Origin of the sequence: Pseudomonas sp. TH06, assembly GCF_016651305.1 — a bacterium.
Taxonomy (GTDB): domain Bacteria; phylum Pseudomonadota; class Gammaproteobacteria; order Pseudomonadales; family Pseudomonadaceae; genus Aquipseudomonas.
Window position 1 is genome coordinate 3366608 of sequence record NZ_JAEKEC010000001.1, and the last position, 20613, is coordinate 3387220.

The 20613-nt window shown below is 59.8% G+C and carries 18 protein-coding genes; 11 read left to right on the forward strand and 7 right to left on the reverse strand.

Annotated features, from left to right (window positions below):
* Window positions 1-147: 147 nt before the first annotated feature.
* Window positions 148-1662, forward strand: a complete 1515-nt coding sequence (pap, locus tag JFT86_RS15195; protein ID WP_201237286.1) for a polyphosphate:AMP phosphotransferase — start codon at window positions 148-150, stop codon at window positions 1660-1662.
* A gap of 103 nt (window positions 1663-1765) precedes the next feature.
* On the forward strand, window positions 1766-2950 hold the full coding sequence (locus JFT86_RS15200) for a thiolase family protein (RefSeq protein ID WP_201237287.1): 1185 nt from the start codon (window positions 1766-1768) through the stop codon (window positions 2948-2950).
* 102 nt (window positions 2951-3052) lie between these two features.
* Here JFT86_RS15200 and JFT86_RS15205 read toward each other — a convergent pair whose 3' ends face one another.
* Complete coding sequence (locus JFT86_RS15205) at window positions 3053-3256, reverse strand: DUF6316 family protein (protein ID WP_201237288.1); 204 nt, start codon at window positions 3254-3256, stop codon at window positions 3053-3055.
* Window positions 3257-3464: 208 nt separating this feature from the next.
* On the opposite strand from JFT86_RS15205, the gene JFT86_RS15210 reads away from it, so the two are divergent.
* The gene (locus JFT86_RS15210; RefSeq protein ID WP_201237289.1) at window positions 3465-4424 is read left to right on the forward strand and encodes a DMT family transporter; all 960 of its coding nucleotides are present in this window, start codon (window positions 3465-3467) and stop codon (window positions 4422-4424) included.
* Window positions 4425-4527: 103 nt separating this feature from the next.
* Here JFT86_RS15210 and JFT86_RS15215 read toward each other — a convergent pair whose 3' ends face one another.
* On the reverse strand, window positions 4528-5922 hold the full coding sequence (locus tag JFT86_RS15215) for a class II fumarate hydratase (protein WP_201237290.1): 1395 nt from the start codon (window positions 5920-5922) through the stop codon (window positions 4528-4530).
* A gap of 193 nt (window positions 5923-6115) precedes the next feature.
* On the opposite strand from JFT86_RS15215, the gene JFT86_RS15220 reads away from it, so the two are divergent.
* The 7 genes from JFT86_RS15220 to JFT86_RS15250 all read left to right on the forward strand — a co-directional run bounded on the left by JFT86_RS15220 (window position 6116) and on the right by JFT86_RS15250 (window position 14021).
* Complete coding sequence (locus tag JFT86_RS15220; protein ID WP_201237291.1) at window positions 6116-6634, forward strand: DUF2059 domain-containing protein; 519 nt, start codon at window positions 6116-6118, stop codon at window positions 6632-6634.
* Window positions 6635-6646: 12 nt separating this feature from the next.
* Window positions 6647-6946 carry a BolA family protein gene (locus JFT86_RS15225; RefSeq protein ID WP_201237292.1) on the forward strand — a complete coding sequence of 100 codons (300 nt, stop codon included), beginning with the start codon at window positions 6647-6649 and terminating at the stop codon, window positions 6944-6946.
* 174 nt (window positions 6947-7120) lie between these two features.
* Window positions 7121-8062 carry a rhodanese-related sulfurtransferase gene (locus JFT86_RS15230; RefSeq protein WP_201237293.1) on the forward strand — a complete coding sequence of 314 codons (942 nt, stop codon included), beginning with the start codon at window positions 7121-7123 and terminating at the stop codon, window positions 8060-8062.
* A 2-nt stretch (window positions 8063-8064) separates the two neighbouring features.
* Window positions 8065-8700 (forward strand): DsbA family protein, encoded by a 636-nt coding sequence (locus JFT86_RS15235; protein ID WP_201237294.1) that lies wholly within the window; start codon window positions 8065-8067, stop codon window positions 8698-8700.
* Entirely contained in the window at window positions 8693-10519 is a 1827-nt protein-coding gene (locus tag JFT86_RS15240) for an ABC transporter ATP-binding protein (protein ID WP_201237295.1), read from the forward strand. The genes JFT86_RS15235 and JFT86_RS15240 overlap by 8 nt, the downstream gene beginning before the upstream one ends.
* A 201-nt stretch (window positions 10520-10720) precedes the next feature.
* A complete protein-coding gene (locus JFT86_RS15245) occupies window positions 10721-13180 on the forward strand; it encodes an EAL domain-containing protein (RefSeq protein WP_201237296.1) in 2460 nt (819 codons plus the stop codon).
* A gap of 46 nt (window positions 13181-13226) precedes the next feature.
* Complete coding sequence (locus tag JFT86_RS15250) at window positions 13227-14021, forward strand: iron-containing redox enzyme family protein (RefSeq protein ID WP_201237297.1); 795 nt, start codon at window positions 13227-13229, stop codon at window positions 14019-14021.
* A gap of 128 nt (window positions 14022-14149) precedes the next feature.
* On the opposite strand, the gene JFT86_RS15255 is transcribed toward JFT86_RS15250, so the two are convergent.
* From JFT86_RS15255 to JFT86_RS15275, 5 genes are all read right to left on the reverse strand, one after another.
* The gene (locus JFT86_RS15255; RefSeq protein WP_201237298.1) at window positions 14150-15076 is read right to left on the reverse strand and encodes a GGDEF domain-containing protein; all 927 of its coding nucleotides are present in this window, start codon (window positions 15074-15076) and stop codon (window positions 14150-14152) included.
* Between the two features lie 361 nt (window positions 15077-15437).
* Complete coding sequence (locus JFT86_RS15260; RefSeq protein ID WP_201237299.1) at window positions 15438-16178, reverse strand: YciK family oxidoreductase; 741 nt, start codon at window positions 16176-16178, stop codon at window positions 15438-15440.
* Between the two features lie 186 nt (window positions 16179-16364).
* Window positions 16365-17036, reverse strand: a complete 672-nt coding sequence (mupP, locus tag JFT86_RS15265; protein ID WP_201237300.1) for an N-acetylmuramic acid 6-phosphate phosphatase MupP — start codon at window positions 17034-17036, stop codon at window positions 16365-16367.
* A gap of 4 nt (window positions 17037-17040) precedes the next feature.
* Window positions 17041-17739, reverse strand: a complete 699-nt coding sequence (ubiG, locus tag JFT86_RS15270; protein WP_025113081.1) for a bifunctional 2-polyprenyl-6-hydroxyphenol methylase/3-demethylubiquinol 3-O-methyltransferase UbiG — start codon at window positions 17737-17739, stop codon at window positions 17041-17043.
* Window positions 17740-17797: 58 nt separating this feature from the next.
* Entirely contained in the window at window positions 17798-19132 is a 1335-nt protein-coding gene (locus JFT86_RS15275) for a TRZ/ATZ family hydrolase (protein ID WP_201237301.1), read from the reverse strand.
* 108 nt (window positions 19133-19240) lie between these two features.
* Between JFT86_RS15275 and mtnA the strand changes: the two genes are divergently transcribed.
* The gene (gene mtnA, locus JFT86_RS15280) at window positions 19241-20317 is read left to right on the forward strand and encodes an S-methyl-5-thioribose-1-phosphate isomerase (RefSeq protein WP_201237302.1); all 1077 of its coding nucleotides are present in this window, start codon (window positions 19241-19243) and stop codon (window positions 20315-20317) included.
* Window positions 20318-20613: the final 296 nt, after the last annotated feature.

Genomic DNA, 20613 nt, shown 5'->3' on the forward strand with positions numbered 1-20613 from the left:
TCTGCTGGATTTACGACTGCTACGCAGCCGGTCGGGGATAAATCCCCTCACCACAGGGACCTTATGCAGCCCTGAGAGTGTGGGAATTTCTGCCCTGCATCCGTGCCCAATCCGCTAGTCTTGCTGAACCCTGGAAGGAGCCGTCCCATGTTTGAATCCGCTGAAATCGGTCACGCCATCGACAAAGACACTTATGAGGCTGCCGTTCCTGCACTGCGTGAAGCACTGCTGGAAGCGCAGTTCGAGTTGCAGCAGCAAAAGCGTTTCCCGGTGATTATCTTGATCAACGGTATCGAGGGCGCGGGCAAGGGCGAGACGGTCAAATTGCTCAACGAGTGGATGGACCCGCGCCTGATCGAGGTGCGCACCTTCGATCAGCAGACCGACGAAGAACTGGCGCGGCCACCGGCCTGGCGTTACTGGCGGATGTTGCCGGCCAAGGGGCGGATGGGGATTTTCTTCGGCAACTGGTACAGCCAGATGCTCCAGGGACGAGTGCACGGGTTGTTCAAGGATCCGCGCCTGGACCAGGCGATCAACGCCGCCGAGCGTCTGGAAAAAATGCTCTGCGATGAAGGCGCGCTGATCTTCAAGTTCTGGTTTCACCTGTCCAAAAAACAGATGAAGGCGCGGCTCAAGGCCCTCGCCGACGATCCGTTGCACAGCTGGCGCATCAGCCCGCTGGACTGGCAGCAGTCGGAAACCTACGACAAATTCGTCAAGTACGGCGAGCGCGTGCTGCGCCGTACCAGTCGCGACTATGCGCCGTGGCACATCATCGAAGGCGCCGATGCGCATTACCGCAGTCTGGCGGTCGGCAAGATTCTGCTCGAGGGTTTGCAGAACGCCCTGAAGCGACCGGACGTGCATCCCCATGATGTCAGTGCGGCGCCATTGGGCACGGCAGTCGATCAGTTGAACCTGCTCGACAGCCTCGACCTGACCCAGCGCCTGGACAAGAAAGACTACGAAGAACAACTGATCACCGAGCAGGCGCGGCTGTCCGGGCTGATGCGTGACAAACGCATGCGCCGTCACGCCTTGGTGGCCGTGTTCGAGGGCAACGATGCGGCAGGCAAGGGCGGGGCGATTCGCCGGGTCGCAGCCGCACTCGATCCGCGTCAGTACAACATCGTGCCGATTGCCGCACCGACCGAAGAGGAGCGCGCGCAACCTTACCTGTGGCGGTTCTGGCGGCATATTCCAGCGCGGGGCAAGTTCACTGTGTTCGACCGTTCCTGGTATGGCCGGGTGCTGGTGGAGCGGGTCGAAGGCTTTTGCAGCACCGCCGACTGGATGCGTGCCTACGGCGAGATCAACGACTTCGAGGAGCAGATCGACGACGCCGGGGTGATCGTGGTCAAGTTCTGGCTGGCCATCGACAAGGACACGCAAATGGAGCGTTTCCAGGAACGCGAAGAGATTCCGTTCAAGCGCTTCAAGATCACCGAAGACGACTGGCGTAACCGCGACAAGTGGGACGACTACCGCGCCGCCGTCGGCGACATGGTCGACCGCACCAGCACCGAGATTTCACCATGGACGTTGATTGAGGCCAACGACAAGCGCTGGGCCCGGGTCAAGGTCTTGCGCACGATCAACCGGGCACTGGAAGAGGCGTTCGAGAAGTCCGACAAGAAGGCCAAAAAGCACAAGGACTGAACCGATGGACACGCATACGCGGGGTGAATGATTGTCGCGGTCGGTAATCGGGTGGACTTATGCTCAGGTCCACTCTCAACCGACAACAACAATGAGGTATGCCATGCGTGAAGTGGTGATCGTCGACAGCGTACGGACCGGCCTGGCCAAGTCCTTTCGCGGCAAGTTCAACCAGACCCGCCCTGACGATATGGCGGCGCACTGCGTCAACGCGCTGCTGTCGCGCAATGACATCGACCCGGCCAGCGTCGAGGATTGCATCGTCGGCGCTGGTTCCAACGAAGGTGCGCAGGGCTACAACATCGGTCGCAACGTCGCGGTGCTCTCGCAACTGGGCACGGGCGTGGCGGGCATGACCCTCAACCGCTTTTGTTCGTCGGGTTTGCAGGCAATTGCGATTGCCGCCAACCAGATCGCCTCGGGTTGCAGCGACATCATCGTCGCCGGCGGCGTCGAGTCGATCAGCCTGACGATGAAAAGCGTCAACACCGATCACCTGATCAACCCGCTGCTCAAGCAGCAGTCACCGGGCATCTATTACACGATGGGCCAGACCGCCGAAGTGGTGGCGCGGCGTTATGGCGTCAGCCGTGAGGCGCAGGATCGCTATTCCCTGCAAAGCCAGATGCGTACCGCGCAAGCGCAGGCTGCCGGGTTGTTCAGCGATGAAATCGTGCCGATGACGGTGAAGTATCGCGTCGAGGACAAGAACAGCGGTGAAGTGCAGATTCTCGATGGCATCGTTGACCGTGACGACTGCAACCGCCCGGACACTACTTACGAAAGCCTCGCCGGGTTGAAGCCGGTGTTTGCCGAAGACGGTTCGGTGACGGCGGGCAACTCGTCGCAATTGTCCGATGGCGCTTCGATGACGCTGGTGATGAGCCTGGAGAAAGCGCTGCAACTGGGTCTCAAGCCGAAAGCGTTTTTCCGTGGTTTTGCGGTCGCCGGTTGCGAGCCGGATGAAATGGGCATCGGCCCGGTGTTCTCGGTGCCGAAACTGCTCAAGGCCAAGGGCTTGCAGGTGGCGGATATCGATTTGTGGGAACTCAACGAGGCGTTCGCGTCGCAGTGCCTGTACAGCCGTGATCGGCTGGAGATCGACAACGAGAAGTACAACGTCAATGGCGGCTCGATTTCCATTGGTCACCCGTTCGGCATGACCGGGTCGCGCCAGGTCGGGCATCTGGTGCGGGAGTTGCAGCGGCGTAATCTACGTTACGGCATCGTCACCATGTGTGTGGGCGGGGGGATGGGGGCGACGGGGTTGTTTGAGGCGGTGCGTTAAGGCAGGAAGAGTTTTGTTGGTGGGTCAATTGCTATCGCGAGCAGGCTCACTCCTACAGGGGAACGCATTCCAACTGTAGGAGTGAGCCTGCTCGCGATGGAATCAACCGGGTGTCCGGTTGGAATCCAGAAGCTGCATCCGCGCGATGTAGGCTTTTATCTCCAGCTCAGCCTTTTCGGCACTGTCGAAAGGCCCTTTAAGGGTATTTTCCCGCGTGCTGAAATACAGTTCGCCATTGACCCGGCATATCCGATCGCTGCGAAAGTGCATGGCGGGGGCTGGGTCCTGGCGGCGCATACCTAACATGACGGGTCTCCTTGATGGCGGTGGCGGTGGATCCAATGAGCTTATGCCTGAAGCACTTACCCTGCCTGCTCTGCCGATCAACGGCAGCACGTCAATTTAATGCTGCGACCTGCACAGTTTCATTCGCGGCGTGTCCTGAACTGTCCCTGTGTTGCGTGCGTTGCCAAGCCTAGAATAAGCGCACTTGTCAGCAGGCTTCGGGGTTCGCATGCACATTTCATCGGGTCGCTGGGTGTACGGCTTGTTCCTGGCGCTGCTGACCGCGTTGTTGTGGGGCATCCTGCCGATCAAGCTCAAACAGGTCTTGCTGGTGATGGACCCGATCACGGTGACCTGGTTTCGCCTGACGGTGTCCGGTGGCTGTCTGTTCATTTATCTGGCCGCGGTCAAACGTCTGCCGAGTCGCAAAGTCCTCGGGCCGAAGGGCGGCTGGCTGGTGTTGATGGCGGTGCTCGGGCTTGTCGGTAACTACGTTTTGTACCTGATGGGCCTGAATCTGCTGAGTCCCGGCACTGCGCAACTGGTGGTGCAGATGGGGCCGATCATGTTGCTGATCGCCAGTCTGTTTGTGTTCAAGGAACGCTTCAGCATCGGCCAGGGCATAGGTCTTGCGGTGTTGCTGATCGGTTTTGTGCTGTTCTTCAATCAGCGTCTGGCGGAGTTGCTGACCTCGCTGTCGGATTACACCGCCGGGGTGTTGCTGGTGCTGTTGGCGTCGACGGTCTGGACCTTTTATGCGCTGGGTCAGAAGCAGTTGCTGACGGTGTGGAATTCACTGCAAGTGATGATGGTGATCTACCTGTTCTGTGCATTGTTGCTGACACCTTGGGTGCATCCGCTCGAAGCGCTTGAGTTGAGCCCGTTGCAGGGCTGGCTGCTGCTGGCGTGCTGTATGAACACCTTGATTGCCTATGGCGCGTTTGCCGAAGCGTTGGCGCACTGGGAGGCATCGCGGGTCAGTGCGACCCTGGCGATCACGCCGTTGGTGACGTTCAGTGCGGTGGCGATTGCCGCATGGATGTGGCCGGAATACGTGCATGCCGAGCAGATCAATGGTCTGGGCTACGGCGGGGCAGTGCTGGTGGTGCTGGGGTCGGCGTTGGTGGCGTTGGGGCCGTCGTTGATTGCCGGATTGAAGGCGCGGCGGATGAATATGGCAGCAGGTTAAACCGCGTCGAAGTCATCGCGAGCAGGCTCACTCCTACAGGGGAATGCGATCCCCTGTAGGAGTGAGCCTGCTCGCGATGACTGACTTTCAGACGATGAATTTCTTAGCCCTTGGCGCCAGCCTCGATCATGTTCTCCGGCCGCACCCACGCATCAAACTCTTCATCCGTCAGATACCCCAGCGCCAAAGCCGCCTCACGCAAGGTCAGCCCTTCGCTGTAAGCCTTCTTGGCGATTTCCGCCGACTTGTCGTAGCCAATGTGCGGATTCAGTGCCGTCACCAGCATCAAGCCACGTTCCAGATGTTTCGCCATGACTTCGGCGTCCGGCTCAAGACCGGCAATGCAGTGCTGCTGGAAGTTACTGCAGCCATCGCCGAGCAGGCGGATCGATTGCAGCAGGTTGTGGATGATCACCGGCTTGTACACGTTCAACTGCAAGTGACCTTGACTGGCGGCGATGCCGATGGTCACGTCATTGCCCAGCACCTGGCAGGCGAGCATCGACAGCGCTTCGCACTGGGTCGGGTTGACCTTGCCGGGCATGATCGAACTGCCCGGCTCGTTCGCTGGCAAGCGCACTTCGGCAAAACCTGCGCGTGGGCCGGAGCCGAGCAAGCGCAGGTCGTTGGCGATTTTCATCAGCGCCACGGCGAGGGTTTTCAGCGCCCCGGACAGACTGGTCAGCGGCTCGTGGCCGGCCAGTGCGGCGAACTTGTTCGGTGCAGTGACGAACGGTAGACCAGACAGCGCGGCGAGTTCCGCCGCAATTGCCTCGCCAAAACCGTGCGGAGAATTCAGCCCGGTACCGACAGCGGTGCCGCCCTGCGCCAGTTCACACACCGCCGGCAGCGCAGCGCGAATCGCCCGTTCGGCGTAATCCAGTTGCGCTATGAAGCCGGACAGTTCCTGACCGAAGGTGATCGGCGTCGCATCCATCATGTGCGTACGGCCGGTTTTCACCAGTTTCATGTGGCGAGCGGCGAGTTCAGCGAGACCACCGGACAGCTCGGCAATCGCCGGCAGCAACTGCTCCTGCACGGCTTTGACCGTGGCGATGCTCATGGCGGTCGGGAAGCAGTCGTTGGAGCTTTGCGAGCGGTTGACGTGATCGTTCGGGTGCACCGGCGTCTTGCCGCCGCGCGGATTGCCGGCCAGTTCGTTGGCGCGACCGGCGATCACTTCGTTGACGTTCATGTTGCTCTGGGTGCCGCTGCCGGTCTGCCAGACCACCAGTGGAAACTGGTCGTCATGCTGGCCGTCGAGCACTTCGTCGGCGGCTTGTTCGATCAGGCGGGCGATGTCGGCGGGCAAGTCACCGTTGCGGTCGTTGACCCGTGCGGCGGCTTTCTTGATCAGGGCCAGGGCGTGCAATACCGGCAGCGGCATGCGTTCCTGACCAATGGCGAAGTTGATCAGCGAGCGTTGCGTCTGAGCACCCCAGTAGGCGTCGTCCGGGACATCGATCTGGCCCAGGCTGTCGGTTTCGATACGGCTCATCGTGCACACTCCTGTTGGTCTGTTTGCGCAGTTTAGGCCGGTGTCGGCCCAGGTGGTTCCCTCGATCCGATTGTTGACCGGCAAATCCCCGTCAATCAAGCGCGGCAAGGCCCGGGGGTTGAGCCGCAGCGATTTTTAGGCGCAGAATGGTCGCCCTTGGGGTTTTACCTCGCTTTGCTTAAAAGGAAACTCGATGACTCGTCTTCGTGCCATCTGTACCGCGGTTGCACTGGTTTGCGCCAGCGGCCAGGTGCTTGCCGATACCGCCAGCCACAACGCCAGTGCCGAAGCTTTCCTGACCCTGGCGCACGCTGACAAACTGGGCACCCCGGTGTACATGCAAGTGCAGCAAATGTTCGCCCAGCGTTTTGAACAGACCAAAGCCCCGGAATCCAAGAAAGCCACTCTGGAAACCTACCAGGCCAAGGCTAACGCCGCTCTGGATCAGGCCATTGGCTGGAACAAGCTGAAGCCGGACATGGTCAAGCTCTACACCAGCAACTTCAGCGAATCCGAGCTCAAGGATCTGGTCGCGTTCTACCAGTCGCCACTGGGCAAGAAAGTCCTGGAAAAAATGCCGCAGCTGACTCAGCAATCGGCCCAGATGACTCAGGCCAAGCTGGAAAGCGCGGTGCCGGTGGTCAACAAGTTGCTTGACGACATGACCAACGAGCTGGCCCCGAAAGGCGCTGCTCCGGCCAAGAAGAAGTAAGCGGAGTTCGTGATGACCATGCAACAACGCATCGAATCGACGCTGGGCCTGCTGCAGCCTGAGCATCTGCAAGTGCTGGATGAAAGCCACATGCACAGTCGCGGGTTACAGACGCACTACAAAGCCGTGGTGGTCAGCGCGCAGTTCGAAGGCCTGAACCGGGTCAAGCGCCACCAGAAAGTCTACGGCACGCTCGGCGAGCTGATGGGCGAGTTCCATGCGTTGGCGCTGCACACCTACACCCCGCAGGAATGGGCAGAGATCGGCGCCGCCCCGGCGTCGCCGACCTGTGCCGGCGGAAGCAAACACTAATATTGGATGCAGTGGTGGCAGGGGCTTTTGTGGTGAGGGGATTTTTCCAAAGAAACATCAGCAGATCCTAAAACCACAGTGTTTTTGCTAGAATCCGCAACGCGCCGCTTAGTCGGCGCGTTTTTTTTGAATCCGGTTCACCCTTTACGAGGGTAGCCACCTGGAGAAATACCCATGACACAACCGATTGTCGTGGCGGCACTGTATAAGTTCGTCACCCTCGAAGATTACGTCACCCTGCGCGAGCCACTGCTGCAAGCCATGGTCGACAACGCTATCAAAGGCACGCTGCTGATCGCCGAAGAAGGCATCAACGGCACGGTTTCCGGTACGCGCGAAGGCATCGACGGCCTGCTCGCCTGGCTCAAGAACGACCCGCGGATGATCGACATCGATCACAAGGAATCGTACTGCGACGAGCAGCCGTTCTACCGCACCAAGGTCAAGCTGAAGAAAGAGATCGTCACCCTCGGTGTCGAAGGCGTCGACCCGAACAAAAAGGTTGGCACCTACGTTGATCCGCAAGACTGGAACGCGTTGATCAGCGACCCGGAAGTGCTGTTGATCGACACGCGCAACGATTACGAAGTGTCGATCGGCACCTTCGAAGGCGCCATCGATCCGAAAACCACCAGTTTTCGTGAATTCCCCGATTACATCAAAGAACACTTCAACCCGGCTGTGCACAAGAAGGTCGCGATGTTCTGCACCGGTGGCATTCGTTGCGAGAAAGCGTCGAGCTACATGCTCGGCGAAGGCTACGAAGAGGTTTATCACCTCAAGGGCGGCATCCTGAAGTACCTCGAAGAGGTGCCGCAGGAAGAAACCAAGTGGCAGGGCGACTGCTTCGTGTTCGACAACCGCGTGACCGTGCGCCACGACCTCAGCGAAGGCGACTACGATCAATGTCATGCCTGCCGCACGCCGGTCAGTGTTGAAGATCGCGCCTCCGAGCATTACGTTGCCGGTATCAGCTGCCCGCACTGCTGGAACAGCCTGAGCGAGAAAACCCGTCGCAGCGCCACCGATCGCCAGAAGCAGATCGAACTGGCCAAGGCGCGCAACCAGCCGCACCCGATCGGCTACAACTATAAGCAAGCATCCACCGAGGCTTAACCATGTCTGCGCGCCTGCTCTATGTGATGGATCCGATGTGTTCCTGGTGCTGGGGGTTCGCTCCGGTGGCCAAGGCACTGGTCGAGCAGGCGCAAGCCGCCGGGGTCGAGCTGCATCTTGTGGTGGGCGGTTTGCGCACCGGCAGCGGTGCGGCGCTGGAACCGACGACTCGGCGCTACATCCTTGAGCACTGGCAAGCGGTCACCGAGGCCACCGGCCAGCCGTTCAAGCTAGAGGGAGCGTTGCCTGAGGGTTTTGTTTACGACACCGAGCCTGCCTGCCGTGCGATCGTCACGGCGCGCAGCCTCGCACCCGATTGTGCGTGGAAACTGGTCGGGCTGATCCAACAGGCGTTTTACGTTGAAGGTCGCGACGTCACCCAGGCCAGCGTGCTGGTGGAATTGGCGGAGCAGGCCGGCGTGCCGCGTATCGAATTTGCAGCCTTGTTCGACCATGCGGATCAACACAAAGCGACCCAGGCCGATTTCAGTTGGGTGCAGGATCTGGGCATCGCCGGTTTCCCGACCTTGCTTGCCGAACGCAACGGCCAACTGGCGCTGCTGACCAACGGCTATCAACCGCTCAGCGAGTTATCACCATTGCTCGGTCGCTGGCTGGAGCGCGCAGCCTGTGCCTGACCGGGCCGATGACACGCCAGCCGTAAAGCGTGTCGACCGGCTGAGCTGGGCAGAAGTCCGGCGCCTGGCACTCCATCACAAAAAATCCCTGTGGATCGCCAACGGTGTGGCCGTGCTGGCGACGCTGTGCAGTGTGCCGATTCCGCTGCTGCTGCCGTTGCTGGTCGATGAAGTGTTGCTCGGCCACGGCGATGCCGCGTTGAAAATCATGAACCATGTGCTGCCGACAATGTGGCAGCAGGCGGCGGGCTATATCGGCCTGATGCTGGTGGTCACCCTGACCCTGCGTTGCAGCGCATTGTGCTTTGGCGTGTTGCAGTCGCGGCTGTTCGCACGGCTGGCCAAGGACATCGTCTATCGCATCCGCGTGCGCCTGATCGAACGCCTGAAGCGCATTTCCCTCGGCGAATACGAAAGCCTGGGCAGTGGCACGGTGACCACGCATCTGGTCACGGACCTGGACACCCTCGACAAGTTTGTCGGTGAAACCCTCAGCCGTTTTCTGGTGGCGATGCTGACGCTGGTCGGCACCGCGAGCATCCTGATGTGGATGCACTGGAAACTGGCGCTGCTGATTCTGCTGTTCAATCCGCTGGTGATCTACGCCACGGTGCAGTTGGGCAAACGGGTCAAACACCTGAAAAAACTCGAGAACGACAGCACGGCGCGTTTCACCCAGGCGCTGAGCGAAACCCTCGATTCGATCCAGGAAGTGCGCGCGGGCAACCGTCAGGGTTACTTCCTTGGCCGGCTCGGCTTGCGAGCGCAGGAAGTGCGTAACTACGCGGTCAACTCGCAGTGGAAAACCGACGCTTCCAACCGCGCCAGTGGCCTGCTGTTCCAGTTCGGTATCGATATATTCCGTGCGGCGGCTATGCTCACCGTGCTGTTTTCCGACCTGTCGATCGGCCAGATGCTCGCGGTATTCAGTTACCTGTGGTTCATGATCGGCCCGGTGGAACAGCTGCTGAATCTGCAATACGCCTACTACGCGGCCGGCGGCGCGTTGGCACGGATCAACGAGTTGCTGGCACGTGCCGATGAGCCGCAGTACCCGGGCGGTGTCGATCCGTTCAAGGGCCGCGACACCGTGGGCATTCAGGTGCAGGGCCTGAGCTTCGGTTACGGCGATGAGCTGGTGCTGAATCAGCTGGACCTGTCCATCGCTCCCGGTGAGAAGGTGGCGATTGTCGGCGCCAGCGGCGGTGGCAAAAGCACCTTGGTGCAATTGCTGCTGGGGTTGTACACGCCGCTGGCGGGGACTATCCGTTTCGGTGGTTCGACCCAGCAGGAAATCGGCCTGGAGACGGTTCGCGAAAACGTCGCCGTGGTGTTGCAGCACCCGGCGCTGTTCAATGACACCGTGCGTGCCAACCTGACCATGGGCCGCACCCGCAGTGATGAGGCCTGTTGGCAGGCACTCGCAATCGCCCAGCTCGAACCTGCCATCCGCGCTTTACCCGACGGCCTCGACAGCATCGTCGGGCGTTCCGGCGTGCGTTTGTCTGGCGGTCAGCGCCAGCGTCTGGCGATTGCGCGGATGATCCTCGCCGAGCCGAAAGTGGTGATCCTCGACGAAGCCACCTCGGCCCTCGACGCCGCCACCGAATACAACTTGCATCAAGCCATGGCGCGCTTTCTCAATGGCCGTACCACGCTGATCATTGCCCACCGCTTGTCCGCGGTGAAGCAGGCTGACCGGGTGTTGGTTTTCGATGGCGGGCAGGTTGCCGAAGATGGCGATCATCAGCAATTGATTGCCGATGGCGGGCTGTACGCGAAGCTCTATGGCCACCTGCAACAAATCCAGCGCCCTTGAGTTTTATCCGCGTTTCTGTGCTTAGTGCTTGAATTGCTTTGAGTAAAGACGCCCGGAATACCTCCGCAGACAACCAGGTTGCACGATCGACATAGTGGACGGCAGAGCTGCCCCTTTGACATGTCGAAAATTAGCCTAGGCTGAGCTGTCAGGAGCGGGATTTTCCGGTGTTCAACTGGCAGTGCTTGCGCAAGGGATCTCATGAAGCAAAAGCGGACTCTCGGAACGCCACGGTTGTTGGGCATCGTCTGGCCATTTATTGCCGTCGTGTTATTTCAGGCCTTGTTGGGAGGTGTGAGCCTTTACGTGCTGTCGGCCGTTCGCGGGTATGTAGCGGGAGAGAGCCTCTGGTCCAAGGGCCAGAAAGACGCCATCTACTATCTCAACCTGTACGCCGACAGTCGTGACGAGGCGATTTTCCTCAAATACCAGAATGCGATTGCCGTGCCTCAGGGCGGCCATCAGTTGCGCCTGGCGCTGGATCGCCAGCCGCCGGATCTGGCTGCTGCGCGCGAAGGCATTCTCAAGGGCGGCAACCACCCGGATGACGTCTCCAGCCTGATCTGGCTGTACCTCAACTTCCGGCATTTCAGCTATCTGGAAACCGCCATCGACCGCTGGACCGTGGGTGACGCCTATCTGGTCGAGCTCGATGACGTGGCGCGCGAAATGCACCGCAGCATCTCGCAGAACACCGCCAGCAGCGCCGACATTCAGGGCTGGAAGGAGCGGATCTTTGCCGTCAACGACGGCGTGACCCCAGCGGCGAAAGCCTTCAGCGACGCCTTGGGCGAAGGTTCGCGGATGATCCTGCGGCTCCTGCTGCTCACCAACCTGGCCACGGCGCTGGGGTTGATCGTGCTGGCCTTGTGGCGCACGCACAAACTGCTCAAGCAGCGTCATGCCTTCGCCGAAGCGCTACAGCTGGAGAAAGACCGGGCGCATGTCACGTTGCAATCGATTGGCGATGGCGTGATCACCACCGACGTGACCGGCGCCATCGATTACATGAACCCCGCCGCCGAAGCCATGACGCACTGGAAGGCCGAGCAGGCTGCGGGGCTACCGCTGGCGGCGCTGTTCAACCTGCTCGACGACAACGCCCAGACCGAAGGTCTGACCCTGATCGAGCACATTCTCAGTGGCCAGCTCAGTGGTGGCAGCGAGCACTCCAAGCTGATCCAGCGCCTGGACGGCAGCACGGTGTCGGTGACGCTGGTCGGCGCGCCGATCCGCAATAGCAGCAAAGTCATTGGTACGGTACTGGTGCTGCATGACATGACCCAGGAGCGGCAATACATCGCCAATCTGTCGTGGCAGGCCACCCATGATGCGCTGACCGGGCTGGCCAACCGCCGCGAGTTTGAATATCGCCTCGAACAGGCATTGCACAACCTCACGCGGCAGTCCGGGCGGCATGCGCTGATGTTCCTCGACCTGGATCAATTCAAACTGGTCAACGACACCTGCGGTCATGCCGCCGGCGATGAACTGTTGCGGCACATCTGCACGTTGCTGCAATCGGGCCTGCGCGAGGGTGACACGCTGGCGCGACTCGGTGGTGACGAGTTCGGCATTCTGCTGGAGAACTGCGCGCCGGAGGCTGCGGAGAAGATCGCCGAGTCGCTGCGTCAGACCGTGCAGAACCTGCATTTTGTCTGGAAAGGGCGGCCCTTCCTGACCACAGTGAGTATTGGCCTGGTGCATGTCGCGCAAACGCCGACAACCCTCGAAGCCTCGTTGCGCGCTGCCGATATGGCCTGCTACATGGCCAAGGAGAAGGGGCGCAACCGCGTGCAGGTCTACCATGCCGACGATTCCGAGTTGTCGCTGCGCTTCGGCGAAATGGCCTGGGTGCAACGGTTGCACATGGCGCTGGAAGAAAACCGCTTCTGCCTCTACGCCCAGGAAATCTCGCCGCTGAAACCCAGCGACGGCAAGGGTGGACACATCGAGATCCTGCTGCGACTGCATGATGAAGCCGGTCGGATGATTCTGCCGGACAGTTTCATTCCCGCCGCCGAGCGTTATGGCTTGATGAGTCAGTTGGATCGTTGGGTAGTGCAAAACGTATTCAAGGTTATTGCTCAATGTATTGCACAAGAACATCAAGGCCCATTAGCAATGTGTGCGATTAATCTGTCAGGCATTACTATCGGAGATGACGCGTTTTTGCACTTCCTGCGGGAACAGTTTGTTATTCATTCGATTCCGCCTGAAATGATTTGTTTTGAAATTACTGAAACCAGTGCAATTTCAAACTTGGGCAGTGCAATCAGATTTATTAATGAACTCAAAGGCTTGGGTTGTTACTTCTCACTGGATGACTTTTGTGCCGGAATGTCTTCGTTCGCTTATCTGAAACATTTGCCTGTAGACTTCCTGAAGATCGACGGGAGTTTCGTAAAGGATATGCTGGACGACCCGATTAACCGCGCAATGGTCGAAGTGATCAATCACATCGGCCATGTCATGGGTAAGCAGACAATTGCCGAGTTTGTTGAAACAACCCAGATCGAGCAGGCATTGCTTGAGATTGGTGTGGATTACGCTCAGGGTTATGTTATTGAACGCCCGCAATTGTTTACCTGCGACAGTTTGCTAAGTCGGCCCGCCAGACCGCAGCCGCTGTTATTCAAAGCGCCTGGCACGTTCCGTTGAAGTCTCTCGCCGATCCTTACAATCACAAATCAAAAGGAGCCGAACAGTGATCGACACATTCAACCGAACCGGACCACTCATGGAAGCTGCAAGTTATCCCGGCTGGGCACAACAGCTCATTGAGGATTGCAGCGAGAGCAAGCGCCGGGTTGTCGAACATGAGTTGTATCTGCGCATGCGCGATAACAAGCTCAGTGCCAAAACCATGCGCCAGTACCTGATCGGGGGCTGGCCGGTGGTTGAGCAGTTTGCCTTGTACATGGCGCAGAATCTCACCAAAACCAGATTTGCCCGTCACCCGGGCGAAGACATGGCGCGGCGCTGGCTGATGCGCAACATCCGCGTTGAACTCAATCACGCCGATTACTGGGTGCACTGGAGTCGCGCGCACGGCGTCAGTCTGGAGGATCTTCAGGCCCAGCACGTGCCGCCGGAACTGCATGCCCTGAGTCATTGGTGCTGGCACACCAGTTCTGCCGATTCGCTGATCGTGGCCATCGTCGCGACCAACTACGCTATCGAAGGCGCGACCGGGGAGTGGTCGGCGCTGGTCTGTTCCAACGGGGTGTACGCCGCCGCGTTCCCCGAAGAAGACCGAAAGCGCGCGATGAAGTGGTTGAAGATGCACGCCCAATATGACGATGCTCATCCTTGGGAGGCGCTGGAAATCATCTGCACCCTGGCGGGCATGAACCCGAGCAAGGCTTTGCAGGTTGAGCTGCGTCAGGCCGTGTGCAAGAGCTATGACTATATGTATCTGTTCCTGGAGCGCTGCATGCAGCTCGAAACGTCTGAACGCTTGCTGGTAAGCCGTGAGCGCCGGGCGGTAGTCGAGAGCTGATTAGCCGCGTAAAAATGTGGGAGTGAGCCTGCTCGCGATGGCGGACTGTCAGTCAACATCATTGTTGAATGTCAGATCGCTACCGCGAGCAGGCTTACTCCTACAGTAGTTTTGGGCGGCGGGGAGTTTCAGCCCGCCATCGCCAAGCGATTACGCCCTTCGCGTTTGGCCACGTACAGCGCACTGTCCGCGCGGCGCAACAGGCTTTCTGCCGATTCGCCCGGGAGCAGGGTTGAGCAACCCAGACTGACCGTCAGCTCGATCAACTGCCCATCCGCGTAATACTCCGCAGCCTGTGCCGCATAGCGCAGACGCTCGCCAACCATCGCCGCCGCTTCCCGGCTGGTGTTGGACAGCAGGATCAGAAACTCTTCCCCGCCATAGCGAAACACCATGTCGACGTTGCGCAGCTGGCCCTTGATCGAGGCAGCCACGGCTTTGAGCACGGTGTCGCCAGCGCTGTGTCCATGACTGTCATTGACGCGTTTGAAGTGATCGATATCGAGCATCAACACCGATAACGGTTGCAGATGCCGACGTGACATTTCGATCTCGCGTTGCAGTGTCTGCTCCATGGCGATGCGGTTGCCGGCGCCCGTCAATGGATCACGCAGCGCGCTTTGCGTTGCGGCGCGGTAGAGCAGGGCATTGCGCATCGGAAACAGCAACGACGACAGCAGCGATTCGAGATTGCCCTGATCCTGTTCGTTGAAGCGCTGATTGCGGCGGAACACCAGTTCGCCCATGTGCTCGCCTTCGTGGCTCAGGCTGTAGCTGACCGAGTGATGACCTCGAGCGCCAAACTCCAGGCGCAGGTCACTGCCCTGATGCACGTAGCTCAAGGCATCCAGCGGCACAAGACGTTGCACTTCGCGAAAAAACAGACCGAGGATCCGTTGCGGCTCAAGACTGGTTTGCAGTTGCAGGCTCATTTGCTGGCGCAGTTGCGCCAGGCTGGTCGGACGCTCCAGAAGCGGAGGGAGTTGACCAAAGCCCAGGCGTTGCAATTTGGCACTGTCAAAGTCAATTGCATTGGTCTGGGAGGGTGATTTCATATGGCGTGAGCCCCTAAGCAGTAAGTCTGTCTTACAGGCTGGGTGAGAGCGGCTATGGGCTGCGCGTCATACTGATCCATCAGTCCCGTAGGACATTTGGCGTAAGTTTAGTCTGCCTGATGACGATTAGTCAGCTATCGAATCAGGCCTTGCCCCATTGCCTTCACACGGCATGCTTTGAGGAAATTTAGAGCGAAAGTCGTGCCATTCAGTTCTGTTTTATTTAACCCGTTATAAATCAACGACTTGATGTGAGAGGCGGGAAGGGTGTGCTGGATATTTGACTGTTATGTGACGGCCGGCGGCGGCAAATGCATGCCGCGACGGGAATCCGCCGCGGCAACAAATGCGACGTATGGCATTACTGCGCGTTGAATGCCTGGCCGTTGATGCCGGTACTGTCCGGACCCATCAGGTACAGGTAGACCGGCATGATTTCCTCCGGAGCCGGATTGTTCAGCGGGTTTTCCCCCGGGTAAGCCTGCGCGCGCATGCTGGTGCGAGTGCCGCCCGGGTTGATGCTGTTGGCGCGCACTGGCGCCACGCCGTCAACTTCGTCGGCGAGGGTTTGCATCAGGCCTTCGGTGGCGAACTTCGACACGCCGTAAGCGCCCCAATACGCACGACCCTTGCGCCCGACGCTGCTGGAGGTGAACACCACCGAAGCATCCTGCGACAGCTTGAGCAGCGGCAGCAGAGTGCTGGTGAGCATGAACATGGCGTTGACGTTGACCTGCATGACGCGCATGAAGTTTTCGCCGGACAATTGCTCGATCGGCGTGCGTGGGCCAATGATCGAGGCGTTGTGCAGCAGGCCATCAAGATGACCGAATTCAGCCTCGATCATCGCTGCCAACTCATCGTATTGATGGGGCAGGGCGGTTTCGAGGTTGAACGGAATCACCGCCGGTTGCGGATGGCCCGCCGCTTCGATCTCGTCATAGACCTGCGTCAGGTTGGCTTCAGTCTTGCCCAGCAGCAGCACCGTAGCGCCATGTGCGGCATAGGTCTTGGCGGCAGCCGCGCCAATGCCGCGACCGGCACCGGTGACCAGAATGACCCGATCCTTGAGCAATTCGGGACGAGCGGAGTAATCGAACATAAAAACCTCACAATCCATTCATGAAGACCTGCTTCACCCTTTGTGGTGAGGGGATTTATCCCCGATGGGTTGCGCAGCAGCCCCAGCATTCGTTCAGGTCGATTTGACGTGCAGATTTAACGACGGCTTCGCCGTCGATCGGGGATAAATCCCCTCGCCACAAAAGGCATCCTGCAAACAGTCGGGTCAGCAGCTGCAAAGCGCGCTGTCGAGTACCTTGCGCAACTCCGACGGATGATCCACCACCACGTCCGCGCCCCAGTGCCGCGGGTTGTCGTCCGGATGAATGTAGCCAAACGTCACTGCGCAGGTCTTGGTCCCGGCATCGCGGCCCGACTCGATATCGCGCAGATCATCGCCTACAAACAGCACCGTCGATGGATCCAGATCAAGCATCTTGCACGCAAGGATCAACGGCTCCGGATCCGGCTTGCTGTTCTTCACGTGATCCGGGCAGATCAACAGCGCCGAGCGCTCGGCCAGCCCCAGTTGCTGCATGATCGGCTCGGCAAAGCGCAGCGGCTTGTTGGTGACCACGCCCCAGACCAGGTTGGCCTTCTCGATGTCGGCGAGCAGTTCACCCATGCCGTCGAACAGCTTGCTGTGCACTGCGCAGCCAGCCAGATAGCGCTCGAGAAACTCCAGGCGCAGTTCCTCGAAGCCCGGCGACTCCGGATCCATCGAAAACGTCACCGCGACCATGGCTTTGGCGCCGCCGGAAATTTCGTCGCGGATGTGCTTGTCGTTCATTGGCGGCAAACCACGATCCGCGCGCATCGCCTGGCAAATGGCGATGAAGTCCGGCGCGGTGTCGAGCAGAGTGCCGTCCATGTCGAAAAGGACTGCTCTGATGGCCATCGGCTTACTCCTCGCGCAGGGTCTGGATCATGTAATTGACGTCAACGTCGTTGGCCAGTTTGTAGTGCTTGGTCAACGGGTTGTAGGTCAGACCGATGATGTCCTTGACGGTCAGGCCGGCCATGCGGCTCCACGCGCCCAGCTCGGACGGACGGATGAATTTCTTGAAGTCGTGAGTGCCGCGCGGCAACAGCTTCATGATGTATTCGGCGCCGACGATGGCGAACAGGTAGGCCTTCGGGTTGCGGTTGATGGTCGAGAAGAACACCTGGCCGCCCGGCTTGACCATGCGGAAGCAGGCACGGATGACCGACGATGGATCAGGCACGTGTTCAAGCATTTCCAGGCAAGTAACCACGTCGAACTGCTCGGGCATTTCTTCGGCCAGGGCTTCGGCAGTGATCTGCCGGTATTCGACACTGACACCGGATTCCAGCTGATGCAGTTGCGCAACCGCCAGCGGCGCTTCGCCCATGTCGATGCCCATCACGGTGGCGCCGCGCTGAGCCATGGCTTCGCTGAGGATGCCGCCACCGCAGCCGACGTCGAGGACTTTCTTGCCGGCCAGATTGACCCGCTCGTCAATCCAGTTGACGCGCAGCGGGTTGATGTCGTGCAGCGGTTTGAACTCACTTTCACGGTCCCACCAGCGATGGGCCAGGGCTTCGAATTTGGCGATTTCGGCGTGGTCGACGTTGCTCATGTTCAATTCCTCGAAAAACTTGAAAAAGGTTGTAGCCGCGAAACGGGGTCCGCGGTGTTTACGATTCGGTGTGGCCGCTGATGCGCTGGCCCCAAGTGCGGGCGGTGGCGCCCAGCTGTTGTTCGTCCATGCGCGTCAGGCGCCGGTCGTCGAGCAATTGTTTGCCGGCGACCCACAGGTGTTTCACGCAATCGCGACCGGTGGCATATATAAGCTGCGAAACCGGGTCATAGACCGGTTGTTGTGCCAGGCCGGACAGGTCGAAGGCGACGATGTCGGCGGCTTTGCCGATTTCCAGCGAGCCTACCTGCGATTCGATGCCCAGCGCTCGCGCACCGTTGAGCGTGGCCATGCGCAGGGCGCGGTGGGCGTCGAGTGCGGTGGCGGAGCCGGCGACGGCTTTGGCCAGCAGCGCGGCAGTGCGGGTTTCACCCAGCAGATCGAGATCGTTGTTGCTCGCTGCGCCATCAGTGCCGACGGCAACGTTCACGCCAGCCTGCCACAAACGCTCCACGGGGCAGAAACCGCTGGCCAGTTTGAGGTTCGATTCCGGGCAATGGATCACGCTGGTATTGCTTTCTACCAGCAACGCCAGGTCGTCATCGCTGATCTGGGTCATGTGCACGGCCTGGAAGCGCGGGCCGAGCAGGCCGAGGCGGCCGAGGCGGGCCAGCGGCCGCTCGCCACGCTGCTCGACGGCTTGCTGGACTTCAAAGGCAGTTTCATGGACGTGCATGTGAATCGAGGCGTCGAGCTCCTCGGCGATCACGCGGATTTTCTCGAGATTCTCGTCGCCGACGGTGTAGGGTGCATGAGGGCCGAAGGTGATCTTGATCCGTTCGTGATGCTTGAGGTCGCCGAACAGCTCGACGCCCTGACGAATGGCTTCATCGGCACTGCTGGCGCCGGGAATCGGGAAATCGAGGATCGGAATGGCGATCTGTGCGCGAATGCCGCTGTTGTGCACGCGCTCGCTGGCAACCTTCGGGAAGAAATACATGTCCGAGAAGCAGGTGATGCCGCCTTTGATCTGCTCGGCGATAGCCAGATCGGTGCCGTCACGAACGAAGTCTTCATCGACCCATTTGGCCTCGGCCGGCCAGATGTGGTTTTCCAGCCAGGTCATCAGCGGCAGATCATCGGCCAGGCCGCGGAACAGGGTCATCGCTGCATGGCCATGCGCGTTGATCAGGCCCGGGCTGAGCAAAACGTCCGGCAATTCGCGGATTTCCGTGGCGTTACACTTCAACGCTTCGGCGCGTGGGCCGATAAACACGATGCGACCGTCGCGGATGCCCAGGCCGTGCTCCTTGAGCACAACGCCTGCAGGTTCGACGGGTACCAGCCAGGTCGGCAGCAATAATAAGTCGAGCGCAATGGCAGGTTTCGGCATCGAGGGTCGGTTCCAGTGCTTTTGTAAAGGATGGCGAAGTATACCCGAGCGTCTTCGCGGGGGGATCGCTATAATCGGCGGCTTTTGTTCATGAGTGCGGGGTGAGGGATGCGCGATCGACTGTTGGCTGCGGAGAAAGTGAAGGCCATCGATTGGCGAGATGGCGCGCTCCACCTGCTGGATCAGCGTATTTTGCCGTTCGAGGAAACCTGGATTGCCTACACCAGCGCCGCTGGCGTGGCTGAAGCGATTCGCTCGATGGTGGTGCGCGGCGCGCCGGCCATCGGCATCAGTGCGGCGTATGGCATTGTGCTTGCGGCCCGTGCGCGATTGGCTGAGGGCGGTGACTGGTACGCGGCGCTGGAAGAGGATTTCGCGCTGCTGGCCGATTCTCGTCCGACCGCGGTCAACCTGTTCTGGGCGCTGGGTCGCATGCACGATCGGCTCGATCGTCTGAAAGACCATGCCGATCCGCTGGCCGCGCTGGAAGCGGAAGCCATCGCCATTCATGAAAGCGACCGTGAGGCCAACCTGACCATGGCGCAATTGGGCGTCGACCTGATCCGCAAGCATCAAGGCAATGCGCAGGCGATCTTGACCCACTGTAATACCGGCGCACTCGCCACGGGTGGTTTCGGTACGGCGCTGGGCGTGATTCGCGCGGCGTTCCTTGAAGGCATGGTCGAGCGCGTTTATGCCGACGAAACCCGTCCATGGCTGCAAGGCTCGCGGCTGACTGCGTGGGAACTGGCCAACGAAGGCATTCCCGTGACGCTCAATGCCGACTCCGCGGCCGCGCACATCATGAAGACCAAAGGCGTGACCTGGGTGATCGTCGGCGCTGACCGGATCACGGCCAACGGTGACGTGGCGAACAAGATCGGCACCTATCAACTGGCCGTCAACGCGATGCACCACGGCGTGCGCTTCATGGTGGTGGCGCCGAGTTCGACCATCGACATGAATCTGGCCAGCGGCGATGACATCCCGATTGAAGAGCGTGACGGTGCCGAGTTGCTGGAAGTTGGCGGCAAACGCGTCGGTGCGGATGTTGAGGCATTCAACCCGGTGTTTGACGTGACGCCGGCGGACCTGATCGATGCCATCGTCACCGAAAAGGGCATCGTCGAGCGCCCGGACACCGCGAAAATGGCCCAGTTGATGTGCCGCAAACGCCTGCATTGATTGGCTGTGATATCTATAAGGACGCCATCGCGAGCAGGCTCACTCCTACAGGTCTTATGTCGAACGCAAAACCTGTAGGAGTGAGCCTGCTCGCGATGAGGCCGTAAATGTCAATAAACATCCGCAATCCAAGCCCCGATTCTGCATTCAAAGAAGCTCTGAGCCTCTCTCGTCCTCGTTAAGCCTGTCACCGGTCAACTAACTATGCTCCATGCGCATCTGGGGGATAGGTGCGTGGCGGCCTTTGTGATAACATCCGGCGTTTTCCGAGGCAGCTCCGCGGAGCTGTCTTTACT